Origin of the sequence: Arthrobacter sp. 2RAF22 (assembly GCF_052115325.1) — a bacterium.
Classification (GTDB): Bacteria; Actinomycetota; Actinomycetes; order Actinomycetales; family Micrococcaceae; genus Arthrobacter.
On the sequence record NZ_JBFRGL010000003.1, the window covers coordinates 22392 to 37728 of the forward strand.

The window sequence follows — 15337 nt, forward strand, 5'->3', positions numbered from 1 at the left end:
CGCTCCACCCCGCCCACTGAGCTACAGAACAGGCAGGACCTCAAGGCCTCCGATGTACTTCTGGAGGGCCTTGGGGACGTTGACCGAGCCATCCGGGTTCTGGTGGTGCTCCAGGATGGCCACGATCCAGCGGGTGGTGGCCAGCGTGCCGTTCAGGGTGGCCACGGCGCGCGTGCCCTTCACTACGCCGTCCTCGTTGACCGCGCGCTCACGGATGTTCAGGCGGCGGGCCTGGAAGGTGGTGCAGTTGGACGTCGACGTGAGTTCGCGGTACGCGTTCTGCGTGGGAACCCAGGCTTCGCAGTCGAACTTCCGGGCCGCGGACATGCCGAGATCGCCCGCCGCGGTGTCGATCACGCGGTACGGGAGCTCAACCTTGGCCAGCATTTCCTCTTCCCAAGCCAGGAGCCGCTCGTGCTCGGCAGCGGCCTCTTCAACCGTGGTGTAGATGAACATCTCCACTTTGTTGAACTGGTGGACGCGGATGATGCCGCGGGTGTCCTTGCCGTGCGAACCCGCTTCGCGGCGGTAGCAGGAACTCTGCCCCGCGTAGCGGATAGGCCCGGCCGACAGGTCCAGGATCTCGTCCGCGTGGTAACCCGCGAGGGCCACTTCCGAGGTTCCCACGAGGTAAAGGTCGTCTTCGGCGAGACGGTAGATCTCGGCGTCGTGCTTTACATCGAACCCGGTGCCCTGCATGGTCTCCGGACGCACCAAAGTCGGGGTGATCATCGGCACGAAGCCGGCCTCGATGGCTTGGTCCATGGCCATCTGCAGCAGGGCCATCTCCAAGCGGGCGCCGACGCCGCGGAGGAAGTAGAAGCGCGCGCCTGAGACCTTGGCGCCGCGTTCCATGTCGATCGCGCCAATGAGTTCGCCGATTTCCAGGTGGTCCTTCGGCTCGAACTCCGGGAATTCGCGCGGGGTGCCGACCGTCTTGACCACGACGAAGTCGTCCTCGCCGCCCTCAGGCACGCCGTCCACAATCAGGTTGGGAATGACCCGCAGCAGCTCTTCCTGCTTGGCCTGGGCTGCGTCGGCTTCGGCGGAGGCAGCCTTGACGGAATTGGCCAGTTCCTTGACCTCGGCCAGCAGCGCCTGTTTTTCGTCGCCCTTGGCCTGTGCCACCTTCTTGCCGAAGGCGTTCTGCTCCGCACGGAGGTTTTCGTAGCGGATCAGGGCCGCGCGGCGGTCCGAATCGGCGGAAATGATCGCGTCCACCACGGACTCGTCGGCGCCGCGGGCGCGCTGGCTGGCACGGAACTTGTCCGGGTTTTCGCTGAGGTCTTTTACGTCGATCACCAGACAAGAGTATCGAATGAGCGCGCAGCTCCGCGGCCAATGCCCGACGGCGGCCGGCACCCCCTTCCGCCGTGCACCGCCGCGCCTGCAGCGGGATAGGGTTGAAGCACCATGAGCAACTGGATCCTGTACGTGATTCTGGCTGGGGGCGTGGTCTTCGCCGTCTCCAGTTGGTGGGGCGTGCGCCGGCTCAGGGCCAGGCATACCCGCAGCGCTGTGCATGAAGACGCACACAAGCCGGAAGCCGGCCTGCAAAGGGTGGCCGTGGTCCTTAACCCGGTCAAGGCGAAAGCCGAGGACGCGCGGAGGATCATCCGGGAAGCCTGCCATCTTGCGGGCTGGGACGAACCCCGTTTCTTCGAAACCACCGCAGACGATCCCGGCCATTCGCAAACCAAGGCGGCACTCGCGTATAAGCCCGACGTCATACTCGTCGGCGGCGGCGACGGCACCGTGCGCGTCGTGGCTGAGGCCCTCGCGCACACCAACGTCGCGATGGGCTTGATTCCCCTGGGAACCGGAAACCTGCTGGCACGCAACGTGAACCTGGATGTCAACGATCTGCGGGGCAGCGTCCGCACAGCGCTCTTCGGCCACCAGCGCTACATCGACACCGCCCGAATGGCGATCCACAACGAGCTGACAGGCGCCTCTTCCGAGCATGCATTCCTGGTGATCGCCGGCATGGGACTCGATGCCGAGGTTGTGGGCGATACCAACGACGGGCTCAAGAAGGCAGTCGGCTGGCTGGCCTACACCGAGGCGGGTGTCCGCCACCTGCCCGGCCGGCGCAAAAAGGTCACCATTGCCATGGACGACGAGCCCGAGCAATCCCGGAAAATCCGAAGCGTCTTGTTCGCCAACTGCGGCCTGATTCCGGGCGGCATCGACTTCATCCCCGGTGCGATGATCGACGACGGCGTGCTGGACGTTGTGGTCATGAGCCCCCGTAGTGCCATCGGCTGGCTCGCGGTGTACGCCAAGATCCTGTTCAAGCACAACCGGAACCTGCCGGTCATGAATTACTACCGTTCGGGCAAAGTGGTCATCAGCAGCAGCGAACCGATGGCCACGCAACTTGACGGTGATCCCTCGGGCGAGGCGACGAAGGTCACCGTCAAGGTGGAGCCGCGTTCTCTCCTCGTGCGCGTCCAATAACCGGTACTCGTGCAACTACCGGTGCGCGCGCGACGGCGCAACGCGCTATTTGGCGTTCTTCGCCGCTTCCGTTGCTTTGTGTTCTGCCAAGGCTTTGGCGGCTGCGCGCGCTTCCGATTGCTCGCGAATCATCGCCTGTTCTTCCTCAAAGCGCAGCCGATCGGCCCGGTCGGCGTCGTCGCCGTCCCAGTCCTGGTTGTCCGCCTTGGGCTTGGGATTGACGATCATTCCCTGGCCGCTGGTGTCATTGCTATTTCCTGACATGGCCCGCTCCCTCCGTTAGGGGCATGCGTCCATCAATTGTGGATCAAGCAAGCATACGCACAGTTTTATCCACGCGATAGGGGTTGAAGAGTCAATTATCCAACGCTTTGCGAAGCGGATTCGGGCCGGTCAAGCGCCCGGTTCCCCACCCAAAATGGCCCGAACCCAGGCATGCGCGGATGCGAACGCGGCGTCGGAGGTATGCGGAGCCACGAAGGCTTTCTGCTCGTCCGCCCGCGCATAAGACCCCAGGAAGCGGGTGGCCGGGCTGATCCGGTGCAGGCCTGCCAAGGCGTCGGCTACCCGGGCGTCCGACGCGTGGCCGTCGGCGTCGATACTGAAGAAATAGTGACCCAAATACTGGCCTGTGGGCCGGGACTCGATACGGCTGAGGTTGACTCCGCGGGTGGCAAACTGGTCCAGGATTTCCATCAGGGCGCCCGGGCGGTCTTCGGGCAGGGGCACGACGACGGTGGTCTTGTCGGCACCCGTGCGTTCAGTCAGTGCGCCGGGACGGCTGACCAGGACGAAGCGCGTAACCGCGCCGGGGTTGTCTCCAATGTTCTCCGCAAGGATATTCAGTCCCGGCCGCTCGGCCGCGACAAGGGGTGCGCAGATGGCGGCGTCATAGTGCACATCACCCTCGAGAAGCCCGACGGCGGCCGCTGCCGTAGAGGATCCCGGCACATATTCCGCATTTGGGATATTTTCGTCGACCCACAGCCGGCACTGGGCCCAGGCATGGCCATGGGTGGAGACCCGGCGGATGTCCGAGATCTTCACTCCGGGCCGGGCAACCAGCACGAACGTGATGGGAACGAGGGCTTCGCGGATGATCCGCAGCTCGGTTCCGGTGGCAATAGCATCCAGGGTGGCGGTCACTCCACCTTCCACCGAGTTCTCGATCGGCACCATGGCCGCATCCGCCTCGCCTTGGCGAACCCTCTCCAAAGCCGTGTTCACATTGGTGCAAGGGACCCTGTTGGCATCGGCCGCTCCGGGGACCTGCAAGAGGGCAGCCTCGGTAAAGGTGCCTTCAGGACCGAGGAACGTGTAGGTGAGCACGGATCCCGACATGTATATATTCCTTAGGTGTTATGCGTTGGGGCTACAGGACGACCGGCTTGAGGCCGTTCTCAGATACCATCGGGCGGCCGGTCTCGAACCACATGTCCATGCCTCCGGCTATATTGGTGGCGGTGTAACCCTGCCCCACCAGCCACTGGACCGCCCGGTAGGACCGTCCGCCCGTACGGCAGATGACATACAAGTCATCGTCAGGATCAAGCTCGTCAAGGCGCGCCGGGATCTGGTCAAGCGGAATATGCAGCGCACCCTCGGCGTGGCCCGCTACCCATTCGTAATCCTCCCGGACATCCAGGATTTTCGCGTCGGCCGGAACATCGCCGACAGGCACGGTCTCGAAATCGCTCACGTGGGTCCCTTCCAGTTGATTCAGATCTCCAATCCAGCCTACCGTTGCAGGGACCGAGACCGCTCAAGGCAAAAGGAGGCGCCATGGCTGCCGACGGGCCCACCATCCTGGCAACCTCCGGTGGCTATAAGTCCGGGCATCGCACCAGGATGGAGTTCGACCTCCTGGTTCACCACGCCGTCGAACTCTCCGGGGTCAGCGGACGTGCGCCGCGAGTGGCGCATATTGGGACGGCCTCCGGAGACCAGCGTTGGTTCGCCGCGGAATTGGACCAGGCCGCCCGGATTTCGGGCTTCGATTTCAGCCACCTGAACCTTTTCACGATGCCCAACTACGGCGATCCCGAGGCCTACCTTTTGGAACAAGACGTGGTGTGGGTCAACGGTGGTTCCGTGGTCAATCTTCTGGCCGTATGGCGCGCCCACGGACTGGACAGCATCTTGAGGCGCGTCTGGGAACACGGTGTGGTGCTGGCAGGGGTGTCCGCGGGCTCGATTTGTTGGTTCCAGGGCGGCACTACGGATTCGTACGGCCCTGAATTGCGCGCTGTGACCAACGGACTGGACTTCCTCCCCTACGCCAACGGCGTCCATTATGACTCCGAGCCGGGCCGCCGCCCCCTGGTCCACCAGTTGGTGGCGGAGGGCGTGCTGGGCGAAACGCACTGCACCGACGACGGCGTCGGGCTGGTTTACAGGGGCACGGAACTTGTGGACGTGGTTGCCGAGGTCAGGGGCAAGGCTGCCTATCGCGTCACCGCGACTTCCAGCGAACCGGCCGATAGCGTTGCCGTGGAAGAGCGCTTGGAGGCCCGCTTCCTTGGCTGACATCCACGAGCTCGGCGCGGCCGGGTTGCGCCAAGCCTTGGCCGCCGGCGAGCTCTCGGCAACCGAGGTGGCGGAGCACTTCCTCGCGAGGATCGGACAGCTGAACCATACGCTGGGCGCCTTCGTCACGGTGACGGCGGACCAGGCCATGCTCGACGCCGGGGCCGCGGACGCAGCTTACGTCCGCCGACGCAGCGGTGGCCCCGGGCTTCCCCTCCTGCACGGCGTGCCGCTGGCTTTCAAAGACCTCACGGATGTTGCCGGAGTAGTGACCACCCATGGCAGCGGTGCCCTGGACCGGAAGCCCGCCCCGGAGGACGGAGCCCTTGCCGCAACGCTCAAAGGTGCGGGTGCCATCTCACTGGGCAAGACTCAGGTTCCGGAATTCGGACTTACGGCCTACAGCGAAAACCGCATCGCACCGCCGTCGCGCAATCCATATGCACTGAGCCGCAGCTCCGGCGGCTCTTCCGGAGGCAGTGCTGCCGCGGTTGCGGCGGGCTTGGTTCCCTTCGCGCCCGGGAGCGACGGCGGCGGCTCCATACGTATTCCCGCTGCGGCATGTGGACTGCTGGGGTTGAAGCCGGGCCGCGGCCTGGTGCCGGCCGGCGAGAGCGTCGGGGACGCGGCACGCCTTGTGGTGGCCGGCCCCTTGACTCGCTCCGCGGAGGATGCTGCTCTCATGATGGATGCCCTGGTGCCACCCGGAATCCGTCCGGAAGGTGGCTACCTTGCGGGCCTTGAGGAACCGCCCGCCGCATTGCGCATCGGCGCGAGCCTGGATAGCCCGTGGTCCACCACTTTCCCGTTCACCCCGGAGCGGGAAGCCCTTGATGCCTTCGCCAAAGGCATCGCACTGCTGACGGACGCGGGCCATTCAGTGCTGGATGCCGAGGTCCGCTATGACAATCGCTATCCGGAAGCGTTCACCACCGCCTGGACTGCCGGCGTTGGGAGCGCCCGGATCCTGCCGCAGCGCGAAGCCCTGCTGACCCCGCTGACCCGGACCTTCCGGCGTCGGGCGCAACAGCGGAGCGCAGCCAAGGTCAACGAAGCGCTCGGTTTCCTGCGGCAGTTCACGCACGACACCGTCACCCAGTACGCGCAGTGGGACCTCGTCCTGACGCCGTCGCTGGCACAGACGGCACGGCCCGTGGGCTGGTTCACCGGCACAATGCCCGGAGGCGAGCAATGGCCGGCCCCCGACTGGCCAGGCGACGCGGACGACGACTACCGCAAGCAATGCGAGTTTGCGCCCTGGTCCTCCATGGTGAACGTGTGCGGCCTGCCGGCGATCACCGTGCCCGTTCATTGGACCGGCCCGACGCCTGGAACGGGGCTTCCGATGGGCATCCAACTCATCGGAAAACCGGGATCCGAGCTGCTGCTCCTGCGGCTCGCGAGGCAGCTTGAGAGGCAGCAAAAAATGGCGCCCCACCCCGGCAAATAGTTGCTCTAGGCATCTAAATGATGTGACAAATGCGCTCAGTCAATGTCACCATGGATCAGATGAGCACAACTCTAGACACGCGGACGCCCGCCAAAAACGCGGGCGATACGTCATTTTTCGGCCACCCAAAGATGCTGGCCAGCCTCTTCTCCGTAGAAATGTGGGAACGATTCTCCTTCTACGGCATGCAGGGCATCCTGCTTTACTACATGTACTTCACCGCGGACCATGGCGGACTCTCGATCGACAAATCGCTCGCCGCCGGACTGGTTGGCGCGTACGGCGGAGGCGTGTACCTCTCCACGATCCTGGGCGCCTGGTTGGCGGACCGGCTTTTCGGCTCCGAACGGGTACTTTTCGGTTCCGCCATCATGATCATGACCGGCCACATCGCACTTGCGCTCCTGCCCGGGATCCCGGGCCTGGTGGCGGGCCTCGTGCTGGTGGGTATCGGATCCGGCGGCCTCAAGGCGAACGCAACAGCGCTGGTCGGCACCCTCTATGGGGAGAAGGACGAACGCCGTGACGCCGGCTTCTCCATCTTCTACATGGGCATCAACCTCGGCGCCCTCATCGGACCGCTCGTGACCGGCTGGCTGCAGGAAAGCAACGGCTTCCACTGGGGCTTCGGCGCAGCCGCAATCGGCATGGCGATCGGCCTGGTCATATACGCACTGGGCCGCAACAAGCTCCCGGAAGAAGCACACCGCGTTCCAAACGCCCTTCCGTCAGCACAGCGGAGCCGTTATGGGCTCATCTTCCTCGGCATCGCCGTCGTGATCGCCGTGCTGCTGATAACCGGCGTGGTGAATCCCGGCAACCTGGCCAAGAGCATGGCATACGCCGCCATTGTCGCCTCGGTCATCTATTTCACGCTGATCTTCAGAAGCAAGAAGGTCACGCCGTTTGAGCGCAAGCGTGTTGTCGCATTCATTCCGCTGTACATCGCGTCTGCAGCGTTCTGGGCACTCTTCCAGCAGCAGTTCACGTTCATTGCCGTGTACTCGGAGGAAAAACTGGACCGCAACCTCTTCGGATGGGAAATGCCGGCGGCCTGGGTACAGTCCATCAACCCTGTATTCATCATCGTCTTCGCAGGCGTCATGGCTGCCCTCTGGACAAAACTTGGTCCGAAGCAGCCGGGATCCCCCATCAAGTTCGCTGCCGGACTCTTCGTCATGGGACTGGCATTCCTGGCCTTCATCCCCTTGTCCGGCGCTGGAAAGACCCCGCTGCTTGCGCTCGTGGGAATCCTGTTCCTCTTCACCTTGGCGGAACTGTTCCTGTCCCCCATCGGCCTGTCCGTGAGCACCAAGCTGGCCCCCAAGGCCTTCCACACCCAGATGGTGGCCCTGTTCTTCCTCTCGGTGTCTCTCGGCACCGCGTTGGCGGGCATCCTGGCCGGCCTGTACAACCCTGACAACGAATTGCCGTACTTCCTGGGCGTCGGCGGCACGGCGGTTGTGATCGCTGCTGCCTTGGCGGCTGGCTCGCCCGCCATCAAGAAATTGATGGGCGGCGTCCGCTAGTCACGTGACCGAGCTGGAGCGCGACGGCGGCCGGTGCGTTCGGCGGGTTTCCCGCCAGGCGCACCGGCCGCCGTCGTTGTCGCTAGTAGTTGTAGTTGTAACGCGAAGCCGTGGCGGCAAAAATCGCGACAAAGACCCAGAAGATGGTTACGGCAACAATCCCCAGGTATCCCAGTACAAGGCCCGCGATGGCCATGCCCTTGCCGGCTGGTTCCTTCCTGAGGGCCATGTGGCCGAGGATCACCGCGGCAATCTGGGGCAGGACGAAGAAGCCAAGGCCCACGAACACCGCGATCCCGCAGCACATGCTCGCAATGCTCAGGCCCTTCGGCTCGACCGGCATGCCGTAGTAGGCGGGCTGGCCATAGGGACTGGCCGGCTGCCCGTACCCAGGCGGCCCTTGGGGAGGTTGTTGACCGTACGGCGAAGCGGGCTGGCCATAGGTGCTGGCGGGCTGCTGGCCATAGGGCGGCTGGCCGTACTGAGCCGGACCACCCTGGGGCTGTTGCGGCTGTGGCTGGCCGTAGGGGCCGGGAGCCGCCGGCGAGGCAAACGGCTGCTCGCCGTACGGGTTCTCACCGGCCTGGGGTGCGGGCGGAATGTACGACGGTGGCTCGTAGCCCTTGGGCGGTTCGTCACCCTCGGGAGCGTTCTCGGGTTTAGCTGGCTGGTCGGTCATGGAATATCCCCCTTGCGAGTCTTTGTGCCCAGCCTACCGCCGAGCGAAGGCGCACATAAGCTCGCAGAGCCCCGGCTCCGCAACGCCATGCCGCACTCCGGTAAACGGGCAGTGAATCTTCGTCGATCATGCGGAAATACGAAGTCACAGGCCCCGCAATAGTCGGTTTTCTCTTCTAGCGCACCGGGCGGTCTGGCATGCTGGGTCAATGGCTAGCCGTGCGGGCACTGTTGCCCTTCCCCAGGACCTTGTAGACATCACCGCTCTTCTTGACGCGTACTACGACGTGACGCCGGATCTTAGTGATCCCGCACAACGCGTTGCCTTCGGCACCTCCGGGCATCGGGGGTCGAGCCTCAAGGCCTCATTCAATGAAGGGCATATCCTCGCCATCACCCAGGCGATCGTGGAATACCGCGCCGGGCAAGGCATCACCGGCCCACTCTTCCTGGCCAAGGACACCCACGGGCTCAGCGAACCGGCGCAGAATTCCGCCCTTGAGGTCCTCGCCGCCAACGGTGTCAACGTACTGATCGACGCGCGCCACGGCTACACGCCCACCCCCGCCCTGAGCCACGCGATCCTGAAATACAACAACGAAGCCGGCCCCGGGCAGCCCCAGGCAGACGGCATCGTGGTCACCCCGAGCCACAACCCTCCGGCCGACGGCGGTTTCAAGTACAACCCCCCGCACGGCGGCCCTGCAGACACCGACGCCACCGGCTGGATCGCCAACCGCGCCAACGAGCTCCTGGAAAACGGGCTGCGCGGCGTCAAGCGGATTCCGTTGAACGACGCCCTCAAAGCGGATGGCACGGGCAAGTTCGATTTCCTGAGCAGCTACGTGGACGATCTCCCTTCCGTCCTGGACCTCGATGCGATCCGCACCGCCGGCGTACGCATCGGCGCGGACCCCATGGGCGGCGCATCCGTGGACTACTGGGGTGAAATCGGCGAACGCCACCAGCTCGACCTGACCGTGGTCAACCCCACCGTGGACCCGCAGTGGGCTTTCATGACCCTCGACTGGGATGAGAAGATCCGCATGGACTGCTCCTCGCCGTCGGCCATGGCCTCACTCATCAAGCGCATGTCGGATAGTGCTTCGGCCGGAACGGGCGCCTTCGACGTTGCCACCGGAAACGACGCCGACGCCGACCGCCACGGCATCGTGACGCCCGACGGCGGCTTGATGAACCCGAACCACTACCTCGCCGTCGCGATCGACTACCTATACCGCAACCGCACAGGCTGGAACCCGGAGTCCGTCGTCGGCAAGACCCTTGTCTCCTCCTCCATCATCGATCGCGTTGCCGCGGGGCTGGGCCGCAAGCTCGTGGAAGTTCCCGTGGGCTTCAAGTGGTTCGTCCCCGGCCTGCTCTCGGGCGAGGGTGCCTTCGGCGGCGAAGAATCCGCGGGCGCCTCCTTCAACAAGCGCGACGGAAGCGTCTGGACCACCGACAAGGACGGCATCCTGTTGGCCCTCTTGGCATCGGAGATCACGGCCGTCACCGGCAAGTCGCCGTCGCAGCTCTACAAGGGCCTCACGGACCAGTTCGGCGCGCCCGTCTATGCCCGGATCGACGCCGCTGCGACGCGGGAGCAGAAGGCCAAGCTCGGCAAGCTCTCCGCCGCGGATGTCACAGCCACCACGCTGGCGGGCGAGGACATCACCGCCAAGTTGACCGAGGCTCCCGGCAACGGCGCCTCGATCGGCGGCCTCAAGGTTGTCACAGAGAACGCCTGGTTCGCGGCCCGTCCGTCGGGAACCGAGGACGTCTACAAGATCTACGCCGAGTCCTTCAAGGGAGCCGAGCACCTCAAGCAGGTCCAAGAAGAGGCCAAGGCACTCGTGGACGGCGTGATCTCCTAGACCTCGCTAGTTTGGCTCCGCCGGGAGGCGCCACACTTTCAGGATCCGCCGGATCGTGTGGTTGCCTTCCGGCGCCATGTCCACCAGCGCGATCTGATCGAGCACGACGGCGTCACCCGGCTTGGGGCGCTTGCCGTCGTGATGCGAAATGTGCGGACGGTAGTTCTCCATGACGTATCGCGGGGTTGCCGCGCGCCCACCGACACTCTCCATGGCTTCGAACAGTTCCTCGTGCAGGCCCTGCAAAAGGGGATGGTGTTCCACCAGGCTGACCGGGATGGACCCTTGGTGACCGAATCCGGCGTCGGGCCCCACCGTCAATTCAGCCCCGAGGGCGCCCATCGCGGGGGCCGTCACAAGCTCGCTGAGGCGCGCGGCGACGTCGACACCATCGGAGGGCTCGACGTCGAACCCCAACAGGGTGATGTGCAGCGGCCAGTCACTGCGTGGGAAGACGAGCCCGTCAGCCACGGCTTCGACGAACGCCACGAGAATGAGGTTCCGCATAAGGAAATTTTGCCACCGCGACGCCCTCCCACAGCGACGATCAATCCCAAAGGTGAGCGAGGGTTGCTCGAAAAGGCGCTAAAGGTGAGCGAGCGTCGCTCGAGGACAAACGCCCGCTCAGATATACCGCCTTAAGCGCGAACGCTCGCTCACAAGAGTGAGCGAGCGTCGGCGGAAAAGGCCCTAAAGGTGAGCGAGGGTTAGACGGTACGGACGACGTCCTCGTACGCGAACTTCGGCTTGGCTTCGCCGAAGGCGTCCGGACCCGGCTGGCCGATGTTGACCACGAGGAAGCTCTTCTGGTCACCGACGGGGAAGAATTCGGCGTCGATCGCAGCGAAGTCGGCACCGGTCATGGGGCCGGCGGCGAAGCCGAGGGAGCGGACGGCGAGGATGAAGTAGCCGGCCTGCAGGTGGGCGTTGTTGTTGCCCGTAGTTGCGGTGAACTCGGGGTTGGCGTCGTACATGGCCTTCGGGGCAGAGTAGACCGGGAGGAACTTGTCCCACTGCTCGTGCCAGGCGGTGTCGTAGGAGAGCACGGCGACCAGCGGAGCAGAGGCGGTCTTGGCCTTGTTGCCCGGAGAGAGGGTCTCGACGAGCTTGGCGCGGGCCTCGTCCGAACGGACGTAGGTGACGCGCAGCGGCTGGGAGTTGAACGCTGTCGGGCCGAACTTGGTCAGTTCGTAGATGGCCTGTGCTTGCTCCTCCGAGACCTCACCGGCAAAGGAGTTGGCAGTGCGGGCTTCGGCAAAGATGGCGTCGACTGCTGCGGCGTCAATCACTGCTTCTTCGTGGGCGATCGTCATTCGCGTACCTTTCGCTGTGCCCGCAGCCATCGACGGCCGGGCGCTTATGCTTTCCATGGTTGCAACTTCAACTTCCCTCCGCCTCTTCCCGTGAAGCCACGTGACGTTCCACACAGCGGAATCGGCAGGCCGTACGGGCGGTAAGGTTGCACCCGGACAATCACAACTTTCAGGGAAGGCTCCCGCAGATGAGCATGCTCGGAACCAAATGGAAGCTGCACGGCAACGGCAAGACGATCCGGCCGGGACACGTGGTGGCACCCGAGGAGCGGCTGGCATGGCCGCTGACCATCGGCGTCGGCATGCAGCACGTCGTCGCGATGTTCGGAGCCACCTTCCTTGTGCCCATCATCACGGGCATGCCACCGGCCACCACACTGCTCTTTTCCGGCATCGGCACCCTGTTGTTCCTGGTCATTACCAAGGGGCGCGTACCGAGCTACCTCGGTTCGAGCTTTGCCTTCATCGCCCCCATCCTGGCGTCCCAGCAGCAGTTCGGCGTTCCCGGCGCGCTCGGCGGAGTGGTGCTTGCCGGCGTCGTACTGGCGCTCGTCGGCGCGGTGGTGCAGAAGTTCGGCGCTGAGTGGATCAACCGGACCATGCCACCTATTGTCACGGGCGCGATCGTCGCCCTGATCGGCCTCAACTTGGCGCCAGCCGCAAAAGCCAACTTCGATAAGGCCCCCGTCACCGCCCTCGTGACGCTGGTGACGATCATCCTCGTGAGCGTCCTCTTCCGCGGCATTCTGGGCCGCCTGAGCATCCTGGTGGGCGTGGTGGTGGGCTACCTCACCGCCATGACGCGCAGCGAAGTGGACTATTCCAAGATGGACGCGGCGTCGTGGATCGGCCTGCCGCACTTCCAGACTCCGGAGTTCCACCTCGGCGTCGTGGGCTTGTTCGTGCCGGTCGTCCTGGTGCTGGTGGCCGAGAACGTAGGGCACGTGAAGTCCGTGGCCGCGATGACGGGACGCAACCTCGACGACGTCTCCGGGCGAGCGTTGATGGCCGACGGCGTCGCGACGGTCCTCGCCGGGTTCGGCGGCGGCTCCGGCACCACCACCTACGCGGAGAACATCGGCGTCATGGCGGCGACGAAGGTCTATTCAACGGCGGCCTACTGGGTTGCCGGTGCCTTCGCCATCCTCTTGAGCTTCTCGCCCAAGTTCGGCGAACTCATTGCCACCGTCCCCCCCGGCGTGCTGGGCGGTGCCGCGACCATGCTCTACGGGATGATCGGCGTCCTGGGCGTGAAGATCTGGGTGCAGAACAAGGTCAACTTCTCCAACCCGATCAACCTGACCACAGCCGCCGTCGCACTGATTATCGGGATCGCGGACTATACGTGGACCATCGGCGAATTGAAGTTCACGGGCATCGCGCTGGGTTCGGCCGCTGCCCTGGCGGTCTATCACGGCATGAAGGGCCTGGCCCGTTGGCGCGGGACGGTTGCCGAGCCGGAGATGGAGACGGCGGGACTGCCGCCGGCGGCCAAAGCGGCGATGAACGCCGCCGCAAAGAGGAATGGGAAGAAGCGGTAAGGGGCCGCCCAGCGCAATTCATGCATTCGGCGGGGAGGGCAACCCTCTCCGCCGAACACAGCTCTCTAGCCGAACACCGGTAGCTATGAGAGGCGCCTACGCACAATATCGCTGACCGCCTTGCCGTCGAAGCGGCCGGCGACCTTTTCGGTGACCGGTTTCATGACATAGCCCATGTGCATCAGGGACAGCTCCACGCCTTCGGCCTTGAGTGAGGCGATGACCTCGTCAACGATGGACTCGACCTCGGCGGCGGTCAGTGGTTCCGGCAGGTAGGCCTCGATGACCTCGGCATCCGCAATCTCCGTGGCGGCCCGCTCGGACTCTCCGGCCTCCTCGTAGAGGCGGGCGACCTCGTGATATTGCGCGGCCTCTTTCTGCAACATGGCGGTGATCTGGGCGTCGTCCAAGTGGATCGGCGCCTGTCCGGCCTTCTCACGGGTATCGATCTCGCTCAGGACGTTGCGCGTGGCGTTCAGGGCTACGCGGTTGCCATCCTTCATATGGCTGACGACGTCTGCGTGCAGCCGCTCTTTCAAGGTGGACATGGTGTGCTCCTCGATTCGATGGTGCCGTGCTGGCCGGCTGCCAGCCCGGCAGGCGGTGACGGCGTCCCGGGCGGGGTCGTCGCATCGTGGATGCATGGCAGAAGTCAGAGCCATGCTTTGTAGGTTAATTATCTGCCCGGACGACGCCGAGTAACCCCGCTGGCATGTCCCTGGGTGGACGGGAGCCTAGACCCCTTCCAGCACCTGGCTCGTGGCCCACGCGAGGTACTTGGCTGCGTTCGCCACGGCGTCGGCAATATCCGGCACGCCGTCCCGACGCTGTGCGACGTCGAGCAACTGCGCCGCGGCCACCACGCCGTGGCCGGCCAGTTCTTCCGGTGTCACCAGGATCCGGCCCGCCACCACAATCACCGGAATTCCATGCCCTTGGGCGGAATCCGCGAGAGCGATGGGTGCCTTGCCGGTCAGCGACTGCGAGTCCATGGATCCTTCGCCGGTGATCACCAGGTCAGAGCCGGCGAGCTGTTCGGGAAGCCCAGTCAGGCCCGCCACCAGGGCGAACCCGCCTTCCAGCGTCGCTTGGGCGAAGGCCAGGAACGACGCCGGGAATCCTCCAGCCGCTCCGGCCCCGGGAACATTGACGTCGTGACCGCCCGCTTCCCGAAGCAGCGACGCCCAGTTGCGCAGGCCGGCGTCAAGCAGCTCCACCGCGTCCTCGTCCGCCCCCTTCTGAGGGCCGAAAACGTGCGCGGCGCCGTCGCTGCCATAGAGCGGGTTCCGGACGTCGACGGCGATCCGGAACCTCACCGCGGTCAGCCGCGGATCCAGCCCGGAGACGTCGAGGGATACGACGTCGGCGAGCGAGCCTCCGCCGAGTGGAACCACGTTCCCGGCCGCGTCCAGGGGCTTCAGCCCGAGCGCACGCAAGGCGCCGCTGCCGCCGTCGGACATCGCGGAACCACCCACGCCGAGCACGATCTCGGTGGCTCCGGCGTCAAGGGCGGCGGCGATGAGCTGGCCGCAACCGTAGCTGTGGGCGCGCAGGGCGTTTTCCGGAGTCGGCTCCATGTGTGCCAGTCCGGAGGCTTGCGCCGTTTCGATCACCGCAGTGGCTCCGCCAAAGGCATTTTGCCGGATGGCCCACGCAGCGCCTACCGGCTTGAGGATGGGACCGACGACCGCATTGATCCGCTCTTCGTAGCCCGCCGCCACGGCTGCTTCCAGTGTTCCTTCGCCACCGTCGGCGATCGGAAACTGCGTCACCACGGCGTCCGGATAGACGCGCAATGCCCCCTCGGCCATCGCTGAGGCTGCTTCGGCGGCGGTGAGGGAGCCTTTGAACTTGTCCGGGGCAATCAGGATGCGCATGTTCCCATCCTGCCAGCGGGGCTAAGCTTTTCGCAGATTCGTGCGCGGAGATGTCGAAAACAGCCGGCGCCGTTCGTATAGAGGGTGAG

At 64.9% G+C, this 15337-nt stretch carries 15 protein-coding genes; 6 read left to right on the top strand and 9 right to left on the bottom strand.

The window, feature by feature from the left end; all coding sequences use genetic code 11:
* Positions 1 to 21: 21 nt before the first annotated feature.
* Positions 22 to 1302, bottom strand: coding sequence for a serine--tRNA ligase (gene serS, locus AB4068_RS04695; protein ID WP_441432798.1), 1281 nt, complete (start codon positions 1300 to 1302; stop codon positions 22 to 24).
* A gap of 111 nt (positions 1303 to 1413) precedes the next feature.
* Between serS and AB4068_RS04700 the strand changes: the two genes are divergently transcribed.
* Positions 1414 to 2460 (top strand): diacylglycerol/lipid kinase family protein, encoded by a 1047-nt coding sequence (locus tag AB4068_RS04700; RefSeq protein ID WP_307054123.1) that lies wholly within the window; start codon positions 1414 to 1416, stop codon positions 2458 to 2460.
* A gap of 45 nt (positions 2461 to 2505) precedes the next feature.
* Here the strand turns inward: AB4068_RS04700 and AB4068_RS04705 are convergent, their stop codons facing one another.
* From AB4068_RS04705 to AB4068_RS04715, 3 genes are all read right to left on the bottom strand, one after another.
* Positions 2506 to 2724 carry a hypothetical protein gene (locus AB4068_RS04705; protein WP_078107002.1) on the bottom strand — a complete coding sequence of 73 codons (219 nt, stop codon included), beginning with the start codon at positions 2722 to 2724 and terminating at the stop codon, positions 2506 to 2508.
* A gap of 129 nt (positions 2725 to 2853) precedes the next feature.
* Complete coding sequence (pheA, locus tag AB4068_RS04710) at positions 2854 to 3801, bottom strand: prephenate dehydratase (RefSeq protein WP_306964385.1); 948 nt, start codon at positions 3799 to 3801, stop codon at positions 2854 to 2856.
* A 31-nt stretch (positions 3802 to 3832) separates the two neighbouring features.
* Positions 3833 to 4159 carry a rhodanese-like domain-containing protein gene (locus AB4068_RS04715; RefSeq protein WP_059388916.1) on the bottom strand — a complete coding sequence of 109 codons (327 nt, stop codon included), beginning with the start codon at positions 4157 to 4159 and terminating at the stop codon, positions 3833 to 3835.
* An 83-nt stretch (positions 4160 to 4242) separates the two neighbouring features.
* Between AB4068_RS04715 and AB4068_RS04720 the strand changes: the two genes are divergently transcribed.
* The 3 genes from AB4068_RS04720 to AB4068_RS04730 are packed head-to-tail and all read left to right on the top strand — an operon-like array spanning position 4243 to position 7965.
* Positions 4243 to 4986, top strand: a complete 744-nt coding sequence (locus AB4068_RS04720) for a Type 1 glutamine amidotransferase-like domain-containing protein (protein ID WP_441432799.1) — start codon at positions 4243 to 4245, stop codon at positions 4984 to 4986.
* Positions 4979 to 6436 carry an amidase gene (locus tag AB4068_RS04725; protein ID WP_441432800.1) on the top strand — a complete coding sequence of 486 codons (1458 nt, stop codon included), beginning with the start codon at positions 4979 to 4981 and terminating at the stop codon, positions 6434 to 6436. Before AB4068_RS04720 ends, AB4068_RS04725 begins: the two co-directional genes overlap by 8 nt.
* 50 nt (positions 6437 to 6486) lie before the next feature.
* Positions 6487 to 7965 carry a peptide MFS transporter gene (locus AB4068_RS04730; RefSeq protein WP_370872292.1) on the top strand — a complete coding sequence of 493 codons (1479 nt, stop codon included), beginning with the start codon at positions 6487 to 6489 and terminating at the stop codon, positions 7963 to 7965.
* An 82-nt stretch (positions 7966 to 8047) separates the two neighbouring features.
* Here the strand turns inward: AB4068_RS04730 and AB4068_RS04735 are convergent, their stop codons facing one another.
* Positions 8048 to 8644 carry a DUF4190 domain-containing protein gene (locus tag AB4068_RS04735; protein ID WP_441432801.1) on the bottom strand — a complete coding sequence of 199 codons (597 nt, stop codon included), beginning with the start codon at positions 8642 to 8644 and terminating at the stop codon, positions 8048 to 8050.
* Between the two features lie 208 nt (positions 8645 to 8852).
* Between AB4068_RS04735 and pgm the strand changes: the two genes are divergently transcribed.
* Positions 8853 to 10517 (top strand): phosphoglucomutase (alpha-D-glucose-1,6-bisphosphate-dependent), encoded by a 1665-nt coding sequence (gene pgm / locus AB4068_RS04740; RefSeq protein ID WP_332603473.1) that lies wholly within the window; start codon positions 8853 to 8855, stop codon positions 10515 to 10517.
* Positions 10518 to 10523: 6 nt separating this feature from the next.
* Here the strand turns inward: pgm and AB4068_RS04745 are convergent, their stop codons facing one another.
* Together AB4068_RS04745 and AB4068_RS04750 are read right to left on the bottom strand one after the other, a co-directional pair.
* On the bottom strand, positions 10524 to 11024 hold the full coding sequence (locus AB4068_RS04745; RefSeq protein ID WP_441432802.1) for a 2'-5' RNA ligase family protein: 501 nt from the start codon (positions 11022 to 11024) through the stop codon (positions 10524 to 10526).
* A gap of 200 nt (positions 11025 to 11224) precedes the next feature.
* A complete protein-coding gene (locus AB4068_RS04750; protein ID WP_441432803.1) occupies positions 11225 to 11830 on the bottom strand; it encodes a malonic semialdehyde reductase in 606 nt (201 codons plus the stop codon).
* A 188-nt stretch (positions 11831 to 12018) separates the two neighbouring features.
* Between AB4068_RS04750 and AB4068_RS04755 the strand changes: the two genes are divergently transcribed.
* Positions 12019 to 13371, top strand: coding sequence for a uracil-xanthine permease family protein (locus tag AB4068_RS04755; protein ID WP_441432804.1), 1353 nt, complete (start codon positions 12019 to 12021; stop codon positions 13369 to 13371).
* An 83-nt stretch (positions 13372 to 13454) separates the two neighbouring features.
* Here AB4068_RS04755 and AB4068_RS04760 read toward each other — a convergent pair whose 3' ends face one another.
* Both AB4068_RS04760 and AB4068_RS04765 read right to left on the bottom strand, forming a co-directional pair.
* On the bottom strand, positions 13455 to 13919 hold the full coding sequence (locus AB4068_RS04760) for a GatB/YqeY domain-containing protein (protein WP_284990207.1): 465 nt from the start codon (positions 13917 to 13919) through the stop codon (positions 13455 to 13457).
* Between the two features lie 186 nt (positions 13920 to 14105).
* A complete protein-coding gene (locus AB4068_RS04765) occupies positions 14106 to 15248 on the bottom strand; it encodes a glycerate kinase (protein ID WP_441432805.1) in 1143 nt (380 codons plus the stop codon).
* Positions 15249 to 15337 lie beyond the last annotated feature (89 nt).